General features: G+C 31.1%; 16 protein-coding genes. 10 read left to right on the top strand and 6 right to left on the bottom strand.

The window, feature by feature from the left end; translation table 11 throughout:
• Positions 1 to 17 precede the first annotated feature (17 nt).
• Both ACIQ66_RS08415 and ACIQ66_RS08420 read left to right on the top strand, forming a co-directional pair.
• A complete protein-coding gene (locus ACIQ66_RS08415; RefSeq protein ID WP_396212359.1) occupies positions 18 to 1,607 on the top strand; it encodes a peptide chain release factor 3 in 1,590 nt (529 codons plus the stop codon).
• 134 nt (positions 1,608 to 1,741) lie between these two features.
• Entirely contained in the window at positions 1,742 to 1,954 is a 213-nt protein-coding gene (locus tag ACIQ66_RS08420; protein ID WP_396212360.1) for a hypothetical protein, read from the top strand.
• 85 nt (positions 1,955 to 2,039) lie between these two features.
• Here ACIQ66_RS08420 and ACIQ66_RS08425 read toward each other — a convergent pair whose 3' ends face one another.
• From ACIQ66_RS08425 to ACIQ66_RS08450, 6 genes are all read right to left on the bottom strand, one after another.
• Positions 2,040 to 3,110: an endonuclease gene (locus tag ACIQ66_RS08425; protein WP_396212361.1), complete on the bottom strand. Its 1,071-nt coding sequence runs from the start codon at positions 3,108 to 3,110 to the stop codon at positions 2,040 to 2,042.
• A 3-nt stretch (positions 3,111 to 3,113) separates the two neighbouring features.
• Entirely contained in the window at positions 3,114 to 4,319 is a 1,206-nt protein-coding gene (locus ACIQ66_RS08430) for an endonuclease (protein ID WP_396212362.1), read from the bottom strand.
• A gap of 5 nt (positions 4,320 to 4,324) precedes the next feature.
• Entirely contained in the window at positions 4,325 to 5,539 is a 1,215-nt protein-coding gene (locus ACIQ66_RS08435) for an RsmB/NOP family class I SAM-dependent RNA methyltransferase (RefSeq protein ID WP_396212363.1), read from the bottom strand.
• A gap of 105 nt (positions 5,540 to 5,644) precedes the next feature.
• Positions 5,645 to 7,621, bottom strand: coding sequence for a KUP/HAK/KT family potassium transporter (locus ACIQ66_RS08440; RefSeq protein WP_396212364.1), 1,977 nt, complete (start codon positions 7,619 to 7,621; stop codon positions 5,645 to 5,647).
• A 100-nt stretch (positions 7,622 to 7,721) separates the two neighbouring features.
• Complete coding sequence (locus tag ACIQ66_RS08445) at positions 7,722 to 8,633, bottom strand: bifunctional metallophosphatase/5'-nucleotidase (protein ID WP_396212365.1); 912 nt, start codon at positions 8,631 to 8,633, stop codon at positions 7,722 to 7,724.
• 10 nt (positions 8,634 to 8,643) lie between these two features.
• Positions 8,644 to 9,420, bottom strand: a complete 777-nt coding sequence (locus ACIQ66_RS08450) for a 5'-nucleotidase C-terminal domain-containing protein (RefSeq protein WP_396212366.1) — start codon at positions 9,418 to 9,420, stop codon at positions 8,644 to 8,646.
• A gap of 48 nt (positions 9,421 to 9,468) precedes the next feature.
• On the opposite strand from ACIQ66_RS08450, the gene ACIQ66_RS08455 reads away from it, so the two are divergent.
• The 8 genes from ACIQ66_RS08455 (at position 9,469) to fabV (ending at position 17,221) form a co-directional block, all read left to right on the top strand.
• Complete coding sequence (locus ACIQ66_RS08455) at positions 9,469 to 9,987, top strand: DUF6913 domain-containing protein (protein ID WP_396212367.1); 519 nt, start codon at positions 9,469 to 9,471, stop codon at positions 9,985 to 9,987.
• Between the two features lies 1 nt (position 9,988).
• On the top strand, positions 9,989 to 10,870 hold the full coding sequence (gene dapA, locus ACIQ66_RS08460; RefSeq protein ID WP_396212368.1) for a 4-hydroxy-tetrahydrodipicolinate synthase: 882 nt from the start codon (positions 9,989 to 9,991) through the stop codon (positions 10,868 to 10,870).
• A gap of 126 nt (positions 10,871 to 10,996) precedes the next feature.
• Positions 10,997 to 11,791: an outer membrane protein assembly factor BamD gene (locus tag ACIQ66_RS08465; RefSeq protein ID WP_396212369.1), complete on the top strand. Its 795-nt coding sequence runs from the start codon at positions 10,997 to 10,999 to the stop codon at positions 11,789 to 11,791.
• A 9-nt stretch (positions 11,792 to 11,800) separates the two neighbouring features.
• Positions 11,801 to 12,118, top strand: coding sequence for a DNA-directed RNA polymerase subunit omega (locus ACIQ66_RS08470; RefSeq protein ID WP_298176515.1), 318 nt, complete (start codon positions 11,801 to 11,803; stop codon positions 12,116 to 12,118).
• Between the two features lie 4 nt (positions 12,119 to 12,122).
• Complete coding sequence (gene coaBC, locus ACIQ66_RS08475) at positions 12,123 to 13,346, top strand: bifunctional phosphopantothenoylcysteine decarboxylase/phosphopantothenate--cysteine ligase CoaBC (RefSeq protein ID WP_396212370.1); 1,224 nt, start codon at positions 12,123 to 12,125, stop codon at positions 13,344 to 13,346.
• 61 nt (positions 13,347 to 13,407) lie between these two features.
• Positions 13,408 to 14,295 (top strand): DUF4835 family protein, encoded by an 888-nt coding sequence (locus tag ACIQ66_RS08480; RefSeq protein WP_396212371.1) that lies wholly within the window; start codon positions 13,408 to 13,410, stop codon positions 14,293 to 14,295.
• A gap of 15 nt (positions 14,296 to 14,310) precedes the next feature.
• A complete protein-coding gene (recN, locus tag ACIQ66_RS08485) occupies positions 14,311 to 15,963 on the top strand; it encodes a DNA repair protein RecN (protein ID WP_396212372.1) in 1,653 nt (550 codons plus the stop codon).
• Positions 15,964 to 16,030: 67 nt separating this feature from the next.
• Positions 16,031 to 17,221, top strand: a complete 1,191-nt coding sequence (gene fabV, locus ACIQ66_RS08490; RefSeq protein WP_396212373.1) for an enoyl-ACP reductase FabV — start codon at positions 16,031 to 16,033, stop codon at positions 17,219 to 17,221.
• The last annotated feature ends 76 nt before the right edge of the window (positions 17,222 to 17,297 follow it).

Consider the following 17,297-nt stretch of genomic DNA (forward strand, 5'->3'; position numbering starts at 1 on the left):
ATCCATTTATAGAAAATATGAGTTTTTTAAAAGAAATAGAAAGAAGAAGAACCTTCGGAATTATCTCGCATCCCGATGCTGGTAAAACAACATTAACGGAAAAATTGTTACTTTTTGGAGGAGCAATTCAAGAAGCTGGAGCGGTAAAAAGTAATAAAATTAAAAAAGGAGCAACTTCCGATTTTATGGAAATTGAACGCCAAAGAGGAATTTCGGTTTCGACTTCGGTTTTGGCCTTCAATTATCAAGATAAAAAAATAAACATACTAGATACGCCAGGCCACAAGGATTTTGCAGAAGACACTTTTCGAACATTAACGGCTGTTGATAGTGTAATTGTAGTAATTGACGTTGCAAAGGGTGTTGAGGAACAAACCGAAAAATTGGTTGCTGTATGTAGAATGCGAAATATTCCGATGATTGTTTTCATCAACAAATTAGACCGTGAAGGTAAAGATGCGTTTGACTTGATGGATGAAGTAGAACAAAAATTAGGGTTACATGTTACGCCACTAAGTTTCCCTATAGGAATGGGGTATGATTTTCAGGGAATTTATAATCTTTGGGAACAAAATATCAACTTATTTAGCGGTGATAGTCGAAAAAACATAGAGGAAACTATTGCTTTTTCTGATGTTCAAAATCCAGAATTAGAAAAAATTATTGGTCAAAAACCAGCTGATAAACTTCGTGAAGAATTAGAAATGATAGACGAAATTTATCCAAAGTTTTCCAGAGAAGACTACTTAAAAGGAACACTTCAGCCGGTTTTCTTCGGTTCCGCTTTGAACAATTTTGGAGTTAGAGAATTGCTTGATTGTTTTGTTGAAATTGCTCCATCGCCACGACCAAAAGAATCTGAAACAAGATTGGTAAATCCTGAAGAAGAAAAAATGTCGGGTTTTGTTTTTAAAATTCATGCTAATATGGACCCTAAACATCGAGATAGATTAGCTTTTGTAAAAATTGTTTCAGGAACATTTGAAAGAAACAAACCTTATTTGCATGTTCGTCATAATAAGAATTTGAAATTTTCAAGTCCAAATGCTTTTTTTGCAGAAAAGAAAGAAATTGTAGATATCTCCTACCCTGGTGATATTGTAGGATTGCATGATACTGGAAATTTTAAAATTGGTGATACGCTAACTGAAGGAGAAATTATGAGTTTTAAAGGAATTCCAAGTTTTTCTCCGGAGCATTTTAGATACATTAATAATGCCGACCCATTAAAAGCGAAACAACTTGACAAAGGTGTTGACCAGTTAATGGACGAAGGTGTTGCACAGTTATTTACACTTGAAATGAACAATAGAAAAGTTATTGGAACTGTTGGAGCCTTGCAATATGAAGTAATTCAATATCGTTTAGAACATGAATATGGTGCAAAATGTACTTACGAAAATTTTCCCGTTCACAAAGCTTGCTGGGTAAAACCAGATGATGCAAAAAACGAAGAGTTCAGAGAATTTATTAGAATAAAACAAAAATTTTTAGCTAAAGACAAATACAATCAATTAGTGTTTTTAGCAGATTCAGATTTTACTATTCAAATGACACAAAGTAAATTTCCAACAGTAAAATTATTTTTTACTTCAGAATTTGATTAATTTTGATGTAAATTTTGTAAGAAATAACAATGTATTTATTCCTAAATTATTAAATTTTTAAAAATTAAATAAAAAAAATTTTGAAAATATAAAAAATGATTAGTACATTTATGCCAAATAAATTATAATTAACGATGAAAAATAAATTATTAAAACTATACATTCTTGGTTTTTTCATTTTAACAGATTTTATAGCTTTTGCTCAACCTGGTGATAATACTGGAGATGGAGATTTAGAAGGTGAAGACCCGGACCCAGTTCCTATAAATGGAAAATTAATATATTTAGGAATAGCAGGATTATTTTTTGCATTTTACACATATAGAAAAAACAAGAGAATTGCTTAATTAGATTCTTTTAAAAATTAAAAAAAATCGCTTCAATTATTTGATGCGATTTTTTTTTGTAGAACCCGTTTTTATTTTTTTTGATTTAATCTACAATCACTTTCTTAACAACCGACTTATTTTCAGAAGAAATCTTTAGTAAGTAAAATCCTTTTGGCAAGTTTTCTAATGAATAAGCATTATCATTCGAAATTGGATTCTCAATTTTTTTTATCAATTGTCCATTAACAGAAACCAATTCAATTACATCAATATTTGACTGTGTAGTAATTAAAATTCTATTATTATTTGTTGGGTTAGGAAAAACAGCAATATCTGAAGTCCAATCAAACTGTTCGTTTGACAAATATATGTTTGGCCATCTGTTTTGAGCAACTGGTCCTCCCCAAATTAATGTTGCTAAATAAGGGTTATCTATAAAAGGATTTCTATTTCCTTGTCCAAAAGTATTTGAAGAATTACCTAAATAAGTATTTCTAACATCCTCGTATTGAGAAACGGGATCTTCGGCATTCCATTGTAATAAAATAGCTGGTAATGATGAGTCAGAAGCAATAGGTGTTCCTGTTGCATTATAGTTTGGCGTACAGCGATTTTCATATCTCAAGTACATATAAAACATTATCCTTGCAACATCACCTTTCCATTCATCTCCAGGATACCAATTAGCTCCAATAGTAGCAGAATTTCCTGAGCCTTCTGCAAAAAATTTATTTCCTCGTTCTCCATTTCTTTGAACATCAGAAGCTCTAAGCATTTGCGCATCTGCACCAGGACCAGTTTGTCCAAGTTCAGGATTACCTAATGATTGAGCAAACACATGCTCTCTGTTCCAATCACCTACAGCACCTCCATTACTATTCTTACTCCTTGTTCTATCATTGGTAATATTCCCATCTGAACCATTTTCATAACCATAAACCAATAAGACATTTGCAGAATTTGTTGGATCTAAATCAACAATTTTTAAGGCGTCCCAAACATCAGAATATGATAACTGATTTGTATGCGTATTGGTTATTTTAGTTGCAAGTGCATTTTTTAAGGCTGTTCCAGTTTGGTTCCAATTGAAACCATTATAATAAGGAGTTGCTGGAGCACCATTTTGAGCAAATGCGCTTATTGATAGCAATAAAATTGAAATTATTTTTTTCATAATTTAGTTAATTATAATCTTTTTAGTTATCGATTCATTATTAGAAAATAATTTCAAGAAATAAAATCCTTGAGGTAAATTTTCTACTAAATATCTGTTGTTATCAGAGTTAGGATTTTTAATTTGTAGCATCAATTGACCATTTGTACTAATCAAATTGATTTCATCTAAAATAGTTTCCGCTTCAATTGTAATTCTATTGTCAACTGCTGGATTAGGATAAACAGAAATAGCAGAAAGCAATTCAAATGTTTCAGTTTGTAATGGAGAACCCCATATTGTAGTAACCCATTCTGGATGATCTATAAAAGGGTTTCTATTACTTTGATGCGTATAAATTCTGTTGTTTATTGCAATTTCTCTTTCACTAACAGGGTCATTTTGATGCCAAGTTTTCATAATATTTAGAAAAGTAGCATTCAAACCTTGACCTGAACTTCCATTAAACATAGCTTTAGCTGTAGTATTTGAACAAGTTGAATACATTAGTGGTAAAACGTCTTCGTAACGCGTTACAAAGTACAAAACAGCTCTTGCAACATCACCTTTAAACTCATCAATTGGTTCAAAAACATTACCAGTATAACCCGCCGAATAACCACTATTATTGTTAAATCCAATTTTAGAAACATTAGAAGTATAACATGGCAAATTTGTTGGAGAAAAAGAAGGCCCATCTCCTCCTGCACATGGATTCAAGTTGGTTGCAGATAGTCTACCAAAGGGTAAATTTCCTCTCCATGCATTTACTCTTATATCTGTTGGAGGAATAAAATGTGCATCATTTTTAGCATAATATGCTACACTATTAATAGAAGTATCAATACCGATACTGTTAAAGTAAGACTCAAAAAAACTTTCAGGCACTAAATGCTCCCTGTTATAACAAAGTCCTTCATAAGAAGTAGTTGTTGAACCACATTCTAGTAACGTAGAATTATAATTGGTAAAATCAATTTCGTTAATTTTTTCAGAATAAATATCTAAAAGAGAGCCATCATTTTCATAGTAATTATCTCTGTAAGCAGAAGTAGAATAGAGACTCCACAATGAATTATATGATTTTGGAACATAATTTTTAATGATAGTATGCAATTGAGATTTTAATGCAAAACCAGTTCCGGTTGCAGAAGCATAATATCCATTAGGAATTTGGGCAAATGTTTGCACAGACATAAATAAAAACAACATCAAAAAAACTTTTCTCATAAAAATTATAATTTTCTTTCTAATAATGCCATATAAAACCCATCAAAACCTGACTCTGAAGCTAAAATTTTTGAGTCTTTTACAAATGTAAAGTTTTTTCCGTTATCAGAACTTAAGAATTTCTTAATTTGTTCCTGATTTTCAGATGGTAAAATAGAACAAGTTGCATAAACTAATTTTCCGCCAGGTTTTACAATTCGAGAATAACTTTCCAAAACTTCAGCTTGCACTCTTCTTATGTTATCTATAAATTCTGGTTGTAATTTCCACTTGCTATCAGGATTTCTTTTTAAAACTCCTAATCCGCTGCATGGTGCGTCAATTAAGACTCTATCGGCTTTTTCGTAAAGCTTTTTGATAACTTTAGTTGTATCAATTATTCTGTATTCTATATTGAAAGCTCCGTTTCTTTTGGCTCTTAACTTTAATTGCTTTAGTTTGCTTTCATACAAATCCATTGCGATTAGTTGTCCTTTATTTTCCATCAATGAAGCCATATGAAGTGTTTTTCCTCCAGCACCAGCACAAGTATCAACCACTCGCATTCCAGGTTGTACGTCAAGAAAACGAGCCACTAACTGTGAAGAGGCATCCTGAACTTCAAAAAAGCCTTCTTTAAAAGCATCTGTCAAAAACACATTGGCTCTTTCTTTTAAAACTAGAGCATCTGGTTGATCTTTTAAAAATTCCGTTTCAATGTTTAAATCCATTAGGATTGCACGAAGCTTTTCTTTAGTGGTTTTTAAAGTATTTACCCTTAAAATAACTTGCGCTTGCTTGTTTTGAGCAGCCAATTCTTTTGTCCAAAGTTCTTCGCCCAATTCTTTTACACCCAATTCATCCATCCAATCTGGAATAGATTCACGGAACGTTCGGATTTTTGACAATTCGTCAAATTTTCCTTTTATTTTACGTTCAGGTGTTCCTTCTAATTGTCGCCAATCAGGAATTGGATAACCACGTAAAACTGCCCAAGTGGCGAACATTCTCCATAAATCATCTCTATCATATGGTTCTTTTACGGCAGCAATTTCGGCATACAAACGTTTCCAACGAACAACTTCGTAGATAGTTTCTGCCACAAATTTTCTGTCGGAACTTCCCCAACGTTTGTCTTTTTTCAAAGATCTTGCTACTACTTTATCGGCGTATTCTCCTTCATTGAAAATCGCATTCAATGCATCAATCGTAGTGTAAACTAAATTTCGGTGTAATCTCATTATTTTTTAATCAGCCTGCAAAGGTATTGCTTTTACTAGAAACAAAAAAGTATTCTTTACAACCATTTTGACAGTAAAGAATACTTTTTACTATTTTATTTTTAATCAGTGAGCTTCTATCCTTTTCATCTCAATTTTTTCTGGAGCATGAAGGACTAATGGAAATTGCTCAACTTTTACAGAACTACTATCCAATCCAAAACCTTTTTCTTCGGACAAACTGAATTTTTTCATAATAAAGTAAGCATTCATTACAATTTTCTCAAAGAAAGTTACATCACTATCGTTTGACAAGAATTTTTCTGAAAGAACAAACTTGAAATCTCCAATAATATGATTTTTACTTAAAGATTCATAACGACTAGTAATATCAACTTCACCTTTTTTCATCATATCTTTGATAACTTCTTTAAACATCAAATTAATTTTAGTAGCTTCTCTAAATCCTAGATAAAAATCTACTCTATAAATATCATCTTTCACAATTTCTGTTACTCGGTATTCTTTTTTATATGGCTCACTCAAAATGCTTACGTGAATAAACCAATAAATATCAGCTCTTTTTGGTCTTTTTTGCAAAATTGAATACATAACCTTTTCTTCAATTTCATCACTTCTATTTGAATTTGTCATGTATACTAAATGTGTAGCATATTTTGGAATAGATAAATCTACACTTAACTCAGCTAGAACTTTTTTATAATCATCAATTTTGACAATTTTGGTATAATTTTTACTAATTTTCTTAGCAAGATACCAAGTTGACATAACACAAATTAAAAAGATAGCGATCACAATAGTAACATAACCACCATCCATAAACTTAGTAATATTTGCCCAAAGAAAACTAACTTCAATTGTTGTGTAAAGCGCTATCAATGGTGCAATAAAATACCATTTTACTCTTTTCATAATTAAATAAAAATTCAATAATGTTGTAGTCATCATCATACCCAAAATTATAGACAAACCATAGGCATGCTCCATATATTTGGATTCTTTAAAATATAAAATAATTCCAACACAACCTACAAATAATAACCAGTTAATAGATGGGATATATAATTGTCCTTTTACATCTGTTGGGTAATTAATTTTAACTTTTGGCCAAAAGTTCAAACGCATTGCCTCATTTATTAATGTAAACGAACCACTAATTAAAGCTTGAGAAGCTATAATTGCAGCAAGTGTAGCTACCACAATTCCTATTGGCTGAAACCAATCTGCCATAATTAAATAAAACGGATTTGGATTATTTGCATTTAAACTTGCTAACGATTGACCATCATGTTGCATTAAAAAAGCACCTTGCCCAAAATAATTAAGAAGCAACATAGCTTTTACAAAAATCCAACTAATTCTAATATTTTTTCTTCCACAATGTCCCATATCCGAATACAATGATTCTGCTCCAGTTGTGCAAAGAAAAACGGCACCAAGAATAAAAAAACCATGTCCAGATGCATCTGAAGTTAATAACTTAAATGCATAATAAGGATTAATTGCTTTTAAAACTTCAAAATTATTTGTTATTTGTAGAATCCCTAGAATTCCTAACATCGAAAACCAAGTTAACATCACTGGCGAAAAAAACTTCGTAACAATCTTAGCTCCAAATTGTTGAATGGTAAAAAGAAAGAATAAAATACCAATTACAATGGGAATTGTTGGAATATCTGGTTTAAATATTAATAATCCTTCAACCGCAGATGATACTGAAATTGGCGGAGTAATAATTCCTTCTGCCAAAAGCAAACTACCTCCAATAATTGCAGGAACAATAAGCCATTGAATCTTAGTTCGCTTCACTAATGAATATAAAGAAAATATTCCACCTTCACCATGATTATCAGCGTTTAATACAATTATTACATACTTTAATGTTGTTTGAAGTGTAAGTGTCCAAAATATACAAGATAAACCGCCTAAAATTAACTCAGCACTTATATTGTGTTCACCAATAATCGATTTCATTACATACAACGGAGAAGTACCAATATCTCCATAAATAATACCTAAAGTAATTAGCAAACCCGCTGTTGACCATCTGCTATGCATATTTTGGTGACTGTGTGAACTCATAACATTTTATTAAAAAAGATTGCAAAGTTACTCTTTTTCACAATTTGTTATAAAAAAAGCACCGAAAATTTCGATACTTCTCATTAATCTTTTTTTTATATTAGACAATAATCGATTTTCCTGAGGATAATTTTGACATATCTGTATCAAAATAAAAATCAATTCTTCCTAGATTTATCCCGTAACAACCAACCTGATTTACCAATACATCTTGGTTATCAAGGTTTTTAACAATAGTTGGTTTGTCTAAAAATGTATGTGTGTGACCACCAATAATTAAATCAATATCTTTAGTCAATGCTGCCAATTTTAAATCTGAAATTTTATCTGGTTCGTTTTTGTATTGGTAACCTAAATGCGACAGACAAATTACTAAATCACATTTTTCTTTTTTTCTCAAAGTTGAAACAATGTCTTGCGTAATTTCTACTGGATTATTGCAAACTGTTTCTTTGTAGTTTTTTTTGTCAACTAGGCCATCAAGCTCAATTCCTAAACCAAAAACACCAACTTTTATTCCGTTTTTAATGAAAATTTTATAAGGTTTTACAATTCCGTCCAAAACAGTATTTTTAAAATTATAATTAGCCGAAACAAAATCGAAATTAGCATTGTGCAATTGTGAATGAAAGCCATCTATTCCATTATCAAAATCATGATTTCCCATGGTTGCCAAGTCGTATTTCATCATACTCATTAGCTTAAATTCTAATTCGCCACCATAATAGTTAAAATAAGGTGTTCCTTGAAAAATATCGCCGGCATCAAGCAATAAAACATTGTCATTTTCTTTACGAATGCTTTCAATTATAGCAGCTCGTCGAGAAACTCCACCCATATTTGGATTTCTTGGATGATTAGCAGGAAAAGGATCAATGTAACTATGAACATCGTTAGTATGCAGTATCGTCAAATGTTTTATTCCGTTAGATTTAAAACTACTAATGGATAATCCTAAACCTAATAAAGTAGCACTTGCAGCGGTTTTTTCAATAAATTCTCTTCTTTTCATAGTTTTGGATTTACTCTTTAATAATTCTAATGTCATTTACAACCCGAATTGTATCAACGTCTTTAAAATAATCTATTAATACATTTCTGAGTTTATACTCTAAATCATAACGAGCAACTCCTTTTTTGAAGAAAATCATGTTATCACCACCATTTGCAAGATAATCGTTAGTTCCAACATAATAAGTTGTCTGTTTTGAAAGCGGTTTTCCGTTAATAAGAATATTTTTTGAATTATTATCAGCTGTAATTGTAAAAGTCATTCCCGATAATGGGTGTGGTTTCTTTTCTGCAATAAAATAATCGACCATTTCTTGTACCTGTTCTCCTTTTAAAGCTACAACAACCAAGCTATTTTCAAAAGGCATAATTTCGTAGGCAATTCGAGTTGTTACGTTTCCTTTTGGCAAAATGGAACGAATACCACCATTGTTTAATAAAACAAAGTCAATTGATTTATTTTCTCTTTTGTTAAAAACAAAATTTCCTTTCTCTTTGGTAACATCCGAAAATAAATTTCCAAAAGTTGATTGCCATTCACCTGATTTATCTAGAGTTACTGGTGCATAAGCCAAAACAGCGCTTAAATCTTTTTCAATAGTATCTCTATAAGGTTTTATATAAGACTCAATTTCAGTAGATTGGCCTAAAATTTCGGTTACTGGAATTTTCTTTCCTTCTATTTTAGTAACGAACTCTTTTTGCGGCTGACAAGAAAGTAGAAACAAAAATGTTAAGAATAAAACAAAATTCTTTACTACTACGTTATTGTTTTTTAGATTTACCATCTGAAATGAGACTTATTTAATTAAATTTGTACCTCAAGCAAAAATACTATGTTTATAAATCAATTAAAGGATTTTTTAATAAAAAATAAAGTTAAAAAAAGGTTGTCTAATGTTACACCTGATTTTAACTCAAACCCTATTAAAACAGTCGGAATTATTTTTGATGAAACATATTTTGAAAAAAAAGTTGCAATATTAAATGAACTAGAAAAAAAAGGAATTCCACTAGAAAAAATTAGTGTGTTGATTTTTAATACAGTAGCTAAAAAAAACCAAGCGTTTGAACATCCAACATACAGTACAAATGATTTTACATTAGCAGCAAATTTTAAGAATCCTGATGTAAATGAATTTATTTCTAAGAAATTTGATTTGTTAATTAATTATTATGACATTGAAAAGGCTGCTTTGTTGCAAGTCTCTAATCTTTCAAATGCAAGTTTTAAAGTAGGTTTTTCTGCTGTTGACAAACGAATTAATCATTTTATGATAAACACAACAACCAATAATTACAAAGTTTTTATAGATGAATTATTCAAATATTTAAAAATACTTAACAAAATATAATATGCAATCATTAGTAGGAACAGGTGTTGCGCTAGTTACGCCATTCAAAAAAGATTTTTCAGTTGATGTTGAAGCTTTACAACGCATCGTAAATTTTCAAATTGATAACGGAATTGATTATTTAGTTGTACTTGGAACCACAGCAGAATCGGCAACTTTGAGTCAAGATGAAAAGGAATTGGTTATCAAAACTATCGTTGAGACCAATAAGAAAAGACTTCCATTAGTTCTTGGTGTTGGTGGAAATAATACCGCAAAAGTTGTAGAAGAGTTGAATACTAGAGATTTATCTGATTTTGTCGCTATACTTTCGGTTTCACCATACTATAATAAACCAACCCAAGAAGGAATTTACCAACATTTCAAAATGATTGCCCAAGCATCACCAATTCCTATAATTTTGTATAATGTTCCTGGCAGAACGGCTAGTAATATGTTACCATCAACTGTTATTAGATTGGCAAATGATTTCAAAAATATCGTTGCTATAAAAGAAGCTGCTGGTGATATTGTGCAAGCAATGAAGTTAATTCAAAATAAACCAAAAGATTTTCACGTAATTTCGGGTGATGACATGATTACTTTGCCAATGGTTTTAGCTGGTGGAAGTGGTGTTATTTCTGTAATTGGAGAAGGTTTTCCAAGACAATTCTCTGATATGGTTAGACTTGGATTGGAACGTAAAACAGACGAAGCATACCAGTTACATTACCTTTTAGCAGATAGTATCGATATGATATTTGAACAAGGAAATCCAGCTGGAATTAAAGAAATTTTCAGTTTATTAGGGTTGTCTGAAAACACAGTTCGTTTACCGCTAGTTAATGTAAATGAAGATTTAGCAAATCGATTGGCTGCATTTGTAAGTAAAACAGAAAAATAAGAACAAAATTAAATTAAAAATAGGTGCTTCAAAAATATATTTTGAAGTAGAAAAATTAATGTCTAAATTTGCATTTGATTTTGAAGTAGCTGTAAGTGCCTAAAATCAAGAAATCTAAACAAAATAATGAAGAATTTTTTATCAATATTGATCATTTTAGTTGTATTTAGCTCATGTAGCGAATATCAAAAAGCGTTGAAAAACGAAGATATCGGTGCTAAATTTGAAGCTGCAACTAAACAATATGAAAAAGCAAAATATGCCAAAGCAATTAGACTTTTTGAACAACTGGCAACAGCTTACAGAGGAAAACCGCAAGCAGAAAAAATGTTTTATATGTTTTCACAATCGTATTTTAAAACAGAACAATATTATTTAGCAGGTTATCAATTTGAAAGTTTTGCCTCAAGTTATCCAAAAAGTGAGAAATTAGAAGAAGCTGCTTTTTTAGGAGCCAAAAGTTATTCAATGTTGTCTCCAGTATACAGTATCGACCAAACTGATACAAGCAAAGCTATCGAAAAATTACAAGCATTTATTGACACTTATCCAAATTCAACTTATTTGGAAGAAGCAAATTCAGTTTTAAAAACGCTGACTGGTAAAATTGAGAAAAAAGTTTTTGAAAACGCCAAACAATACAATACTATAACCGATTACAAATCGGCAATAATTGCACTTGATAATTTTATTGCAGATTTCCCCGGAACATCTTATAAAGAAGAAGCATTATATTATAAATTAAATTCAGCTTATAATTTGGCAATAAACAGTGTTCCGTCAAAAATGCAAGAACGCCTTGAAAATGCTAGATTAGCTTATTCTGGTTTAATGAAATTTAATGCCAATACGACAAGAAAAGCTACTGCTGATAGTATGTTAGCCGAAATAGAAAAGAATTTACAACAATTTCAAAAATAAATTAAAGTCATGGATTTAAAAAAGACGAATGCTCCAGTAAACACAATCACTTACAATAAAACAACGATTGAAGAGCCTACTGGAAATGTGTATGAAGCAATCACGATTATGGCTAAAAGAGCAAACCAAATTAACTCTGAAATTAAAAAAGAATTGACAGAGAAATTGGAAGAATTTGCTACTTACAATGATAGTTTGGAAGAAGTATTTGAAAATAAAGAACAAATTGAGGTTTCTAAATTTTACGAAAAACTTCCAAAACCACACGCGCTAGCTGTTCAAGAATGGTTAGACGGAAAAATCTATCACAGAGATTCTAACAAATAAGAACATGTCGGTTTTAAGCGGTAAAAAAATAGTGCTAGGAATTTCTGGTGGAATTGCCGCATATAAAACAGCTACATTAGTTCGATTATTTATAAAAGCAGGTGCACATGTCCAAGTGATAATGACACCTGCTTCTAAGGATTTTGTAACACCACTCACCCTTTCTACTCTATCCAAAAATCCTGTTCATTCAACTTTTTATAATGAAGATGATGAAAATGCACAATGGAATAACCATGTTGAATTAGGACTTTGGGCTGATTTTATGCTTATTGCTCCTGCAACTGCCAATACTTTGTCTAAAATGGCCAATGGCAATTGCGATAATTTATTAATTGCTACCTATTTATCGGCTAAATGTCTAGTATATTTTGCACCCGCGATGGATTTGGACATGTACAAACATCCGTCAACATTAGCTAGTTTCCGAGCTTTGAAACAATTTGGTAACATCATGATTCCTGCAGAAAATGGAGAATTAGCAAGTGGTCTATCTGGAGAAGGTCGAATGGCAGAACCTGAAAATATTGTCGCTTTTCTTGAAAAAGATATTGAAAGTAAATTACCTTTAAAAGGAAAAAAAATACTAATTACAGCTGGTCCAACTTATGAAGCACTAGATCCAGTTCGTTATATAGGAAATCACTCTACAGGAAAAATGGGTTTTGATATTGCTGAAAGCGCAGCAAATAATGGAGCCGAAGTGATTCTTATATCGGGACCAACACATCTTTCAAGTAAAAATTCTTCAGTGAAAATTGTTAGAGTGACATCTTCACAAGAAATGTATGAAGCCTGTCATTCTTATTACGAATCGGTAGATGTTGCTGTTTGTGCTGCTGCTGTTGCAGACTATAAACCAAAAAATATCGCTACTCAGAAAATAAAAAAGAGTGAAGCTGCGTTTACTATTGAATTAGAAAAAACAAAAGACATCTTAGCTTCATTAGGACAACTAAAGAAAAATCAATATTTAATTGGCTTTGCTTTAGAAACTGAAAATGAAATTGAAAATGCAATAGCGAAAATTCAGAAAAAAAACTTAAATTTGATAGTTTTAAATTCTTTACAAGATGAAGGCGCAGGATTTGGAAAAGAAACAAATAAAGTAACCTTTATTTCAAAAGATTTATCCATTGAACCAATGCCTTTAAAATCTAAAGAAGAAGTAGCGACTGATATTATTAATAAAATTATAGCGCATTATGAAATCGCTACAAAAAAATAGTTATAAAAAAACTATAAAAAAGTGATACCATATATGAACTCTAAAAATAAATTCAACCTATATGAAAAATAAGATTTTATATATTTTCCTATTCATAGTAAACTTTGCCTATTCGCAAGAGTTAAACTGCACCGTTTCGGTAAATTCTGAGTTGGTGACAGTCACCAATCAGCAAATTTTTCAAACATTGCAAAGGTCGCTAACCGAATTTATAAACAAAAGTAGTTGGACAGGAAGAGAGTTGTCTTCTAGCGAAAAAATAAATTGTTCCATGTTTATTAATGTTTCGCAACAAGAAAACGATGCTTTTACTGCAACTATTCAAGTGCAAGCTTCAAGACCAATTTATAATTCAACTTATAATTCTCCTATTTTTAATTTCAATGATAAAGAATTCTCATTTAACTATGCAGAGTTTCAAAATTTGAATTATAATCCAACTGTATTTGAATCCAATTTGATTTCAGTAATTTCGTTTTATTGTTTAATGATTATTGGAATAGATGCAGACACTTTTGCTTTGAATGGGGGAACAGAGTACCTTGAGACGGCAAGAGAAATTGCAAATGTTGCTCAAGGAAGTGGGTTTGCAGGATGGACACAATCTAAAGGAAATAACAATCGCTTTTTTTTGGTAAATGATATGCTTTCAAATACTTTCGCACCATATAGAACTGCTATGTTCAAGTATCATCTTGAAGGTTTAGACATTATGACAAAAGATATGAAAGCGGCTAAAGAAAAAATAATTAACGCTATTGCCATTATGAAAGAAATTCATAGTGTTAGGCCCAATGCATTTATTACAAGAACTTTTTTTGATGCCAAAACGGAAGAAATAGTTTCGATTTTTTCTGGCGGTCCGAGTGTAACAATTTCTGAACTTGTCGATAATCTAAACAGAGTTTCTCCGCTAAACTCAAGTAGATGGGCATCAATTAAATATTAGTTTTAGCTATTCTAAATGATAACTTCTCTTTCGATAGAAAATTTTGCATTGATTGAAAAATTATCAATCCAATTCTCAGATGGTTTCTCAACTATAACGGGAGAAACTGGTGCTGGAAAATCAATTCTTCTTGGCGCATTAGGATTGGTTCTTGGAAAAAGAGCCGATTTAACTTCGCTAAAAAACAAAGAAGAAAAATGTATAATCGAGGCACATTTTTTTATCAAAAATTACAAATTAAAGTCATTTTTTGAGGCCAATAATTTAGATTACGAAGAAGAAACAATCATTCGCAGAGAAATTTTACCTTCAGGAAAATCAAGAGCATTTATTAATGATACACCTGTAAATCTTCAGGAATTACAAGATTTAAGTCAATATCTAATCGATATTCATTCGCAACATCAAACACAGGAACTTTCAGATGATGTTGTACAATTTCAAATTGTTGATTCTGTTGCTTCTAATGCAAATTTGATTACGGAATATAGTTTGGTTTTAAAAGAATACAAAAAATCAAAATCGGAGTTAAAATCAAAAACAGAATTACTGCAATCGGTTATCAAAGAGCAAGATTACAATACTTTTTTGCTAGAAGAATTACTTGCAGCTAACTTAAAATCGGGCGAACAACTTGAACTTGAAACGCAATTTGAAAAATTAAACAACGTTGAGTTCATAAAAGAAAATCTTTCAAAATCAGTAGCATTAGCAAATGACGAACCGTTTGGAGCCATTCTAAACTTGAAAGAAATTAAAATTGGACTTCAAAAAATTGCTGGCTTTTCTTCAGAATACAATGAACTTCATGAAAGAATCGCAAGTATTGTTATCGAATTTGATGACATTCAAAAAGAACTTGAAAATCTTTCTGAAACAATTTATGGAAATCCAGAAGAACTTGAATTAATCAATCAAAAATTGCAATTAATTTATGCACTTCAAAAAAAACATCAAGTAAATACTGTCGAAGAATTACTTGAAATTCAAAATGAACTAGATACTAAAGTTGTTTCTGTAACTACATTAGAATCAGAAATAAATGCCATTACTAATGCAATTTCAACTAAAGAAAATGAATTAGATACTTTAGCAAAAAACATTCATACCAAAAGAGCCGAAGCAATACCGGTTTTAACCAATAAACTAGCTACTATTTTGGAACTTTTAGGAATGGCAAATGCTCGATTTAATATTCAATTGAATACTAAAGATGATTATTTTGCTAACGGAAAAGATGAGATTCAGTTTTTATTTTCTGCAAATAAAGGTTCCGATTTTGGTTTGCTAAAAAAAGTAGCTTCTGGTGGAGAAATGTCGAGAATAATGTTGGCTGTAAAATCAATTTTGGCACAATATTCAAAACTTCCAACAATTATTTTTGACGAAATTGACACGGGAGTTTCAGGTGAAATCGCTCATAAAATGGGGCAAATCATGAAACAAATGAGTACAACCATGCAAGTTTTTGCCATAACACATTTACCACAAATTGCAGGAAAAGGAAGCGAGCACTTTAAAGTTTATAAAACTGAAAAAGACAATCAAACGCAATCCGAACTAAAGTTACTTACTCAAGAAGAACGAATTACAGAAATTGCACAAATGTTATCGGGTGCCAATATTTCTGAATCGGCATTAAATCATGCCAAAGAACTTTTAAATTAAAAAATTGATTTATATTTGCTTTACAAAATTTAGAAACTAAATTTTCAAACAACAAATTTTTTACATTATGATTATAGAACCAAGAATGCGAGGATTTATTTGTTTAACAGCTCATCCAAAAGGCTGTGAACAAAGCGTTAAAAATCAAATTGAATACGTTAAATCAAAAGGAACAATAGATGGCGCTAAAAAAGTGCTGGTTATTGGAGCTTCCACCGGATTTGGTTTAGCTTCAAGAATCACGAGTGCTTTTGGTTCAAATGCAGCAACTTTAGGTGTTTTCTTTGAAAAACCTGCAACTGAAGGAAAAACCGCAACACCAGGTTGGTACAATTCTGCCGCTTTTGAAAATGAAGCTCACAAAGCCGGATTATATGCAAAAAGTATCAATGGCGACGCCTTTTCTAATGAAGTAAAACAAGAAGCAATTGACATCATAAAAGCTGATTTAGGTCAAATTGATTTAATTATTTATAGTTTGGCTTCGCCAGTACGTTTAGATCCTGCAACAGGAATTTTACACCGTTCCGTTTTGAAACCAATTGGTCAAACATTTACTAATAAAACAGTTGATTTTCATACCGGAAAAGTTTCAGACATTTCAATTGAGTCTTGTAATGAAGATGATATTGCAAATACTGTAAAGGTTATGGGTGGAGAAGACTGGACTTTATGGATTGAAGCTTTGAAAAAAGAAAATTTGTTGGCTCAAGGCGCAACTACTATTGCTTATTCCTATATCGGACCAGAAGTTACTGAACCTGTTTACAGAAAAGGAACAATCGGAAGAGCAAAAGACCATTTAGAAGCAACAGCGTTCACAATTACAGATACTTTAAAAGACCTTAATGGAAAAGCTTATGTTTCTGTTAATAAAGCATTAGTAACACAAGCAAGTTCTGCAATTCCAGTTATACCTTTATATATATCATTGTTGTATAAAGTCATGAAAAATGAAGGATTACATGAAGGCTGTATAGAGCAAATTCAACGTTTATACCAACAACGTCTTTACACTGGAAATGAAGTACCGACAGATGATAAAGGAAGAATTCGTATTGATGATTGGGAAATGCGTGATGATATACAATCACAAGTATCAAAACTTTGGGCAGAAGCAACAACAGAAAATCTAGAAAATATTGGAGATTTAGAAGGTTACAGAAAAGATTTCTACAACTTATTTGGTTTTGGATTTGACAAAGTTGATTATAAGGCTGAAACTGACGAAATGGTTCAAGTTTCAAGTATTTCGTAAAAATATCATATTATAATTTTAAAACACCACTTTTTATAGTGGTGTTTTTTTTACAAATTTTAAGAGTTACTTTGAT

The sequence above is a fragment of the Flavobacterium sp. genome (genome assembly GCF_044377315.1).
Lineage (GTDB): Bacteria > Bacteroidota > Bacteroidia > Flavobacteriales > Flavobacteriaceae > Flavobacterium.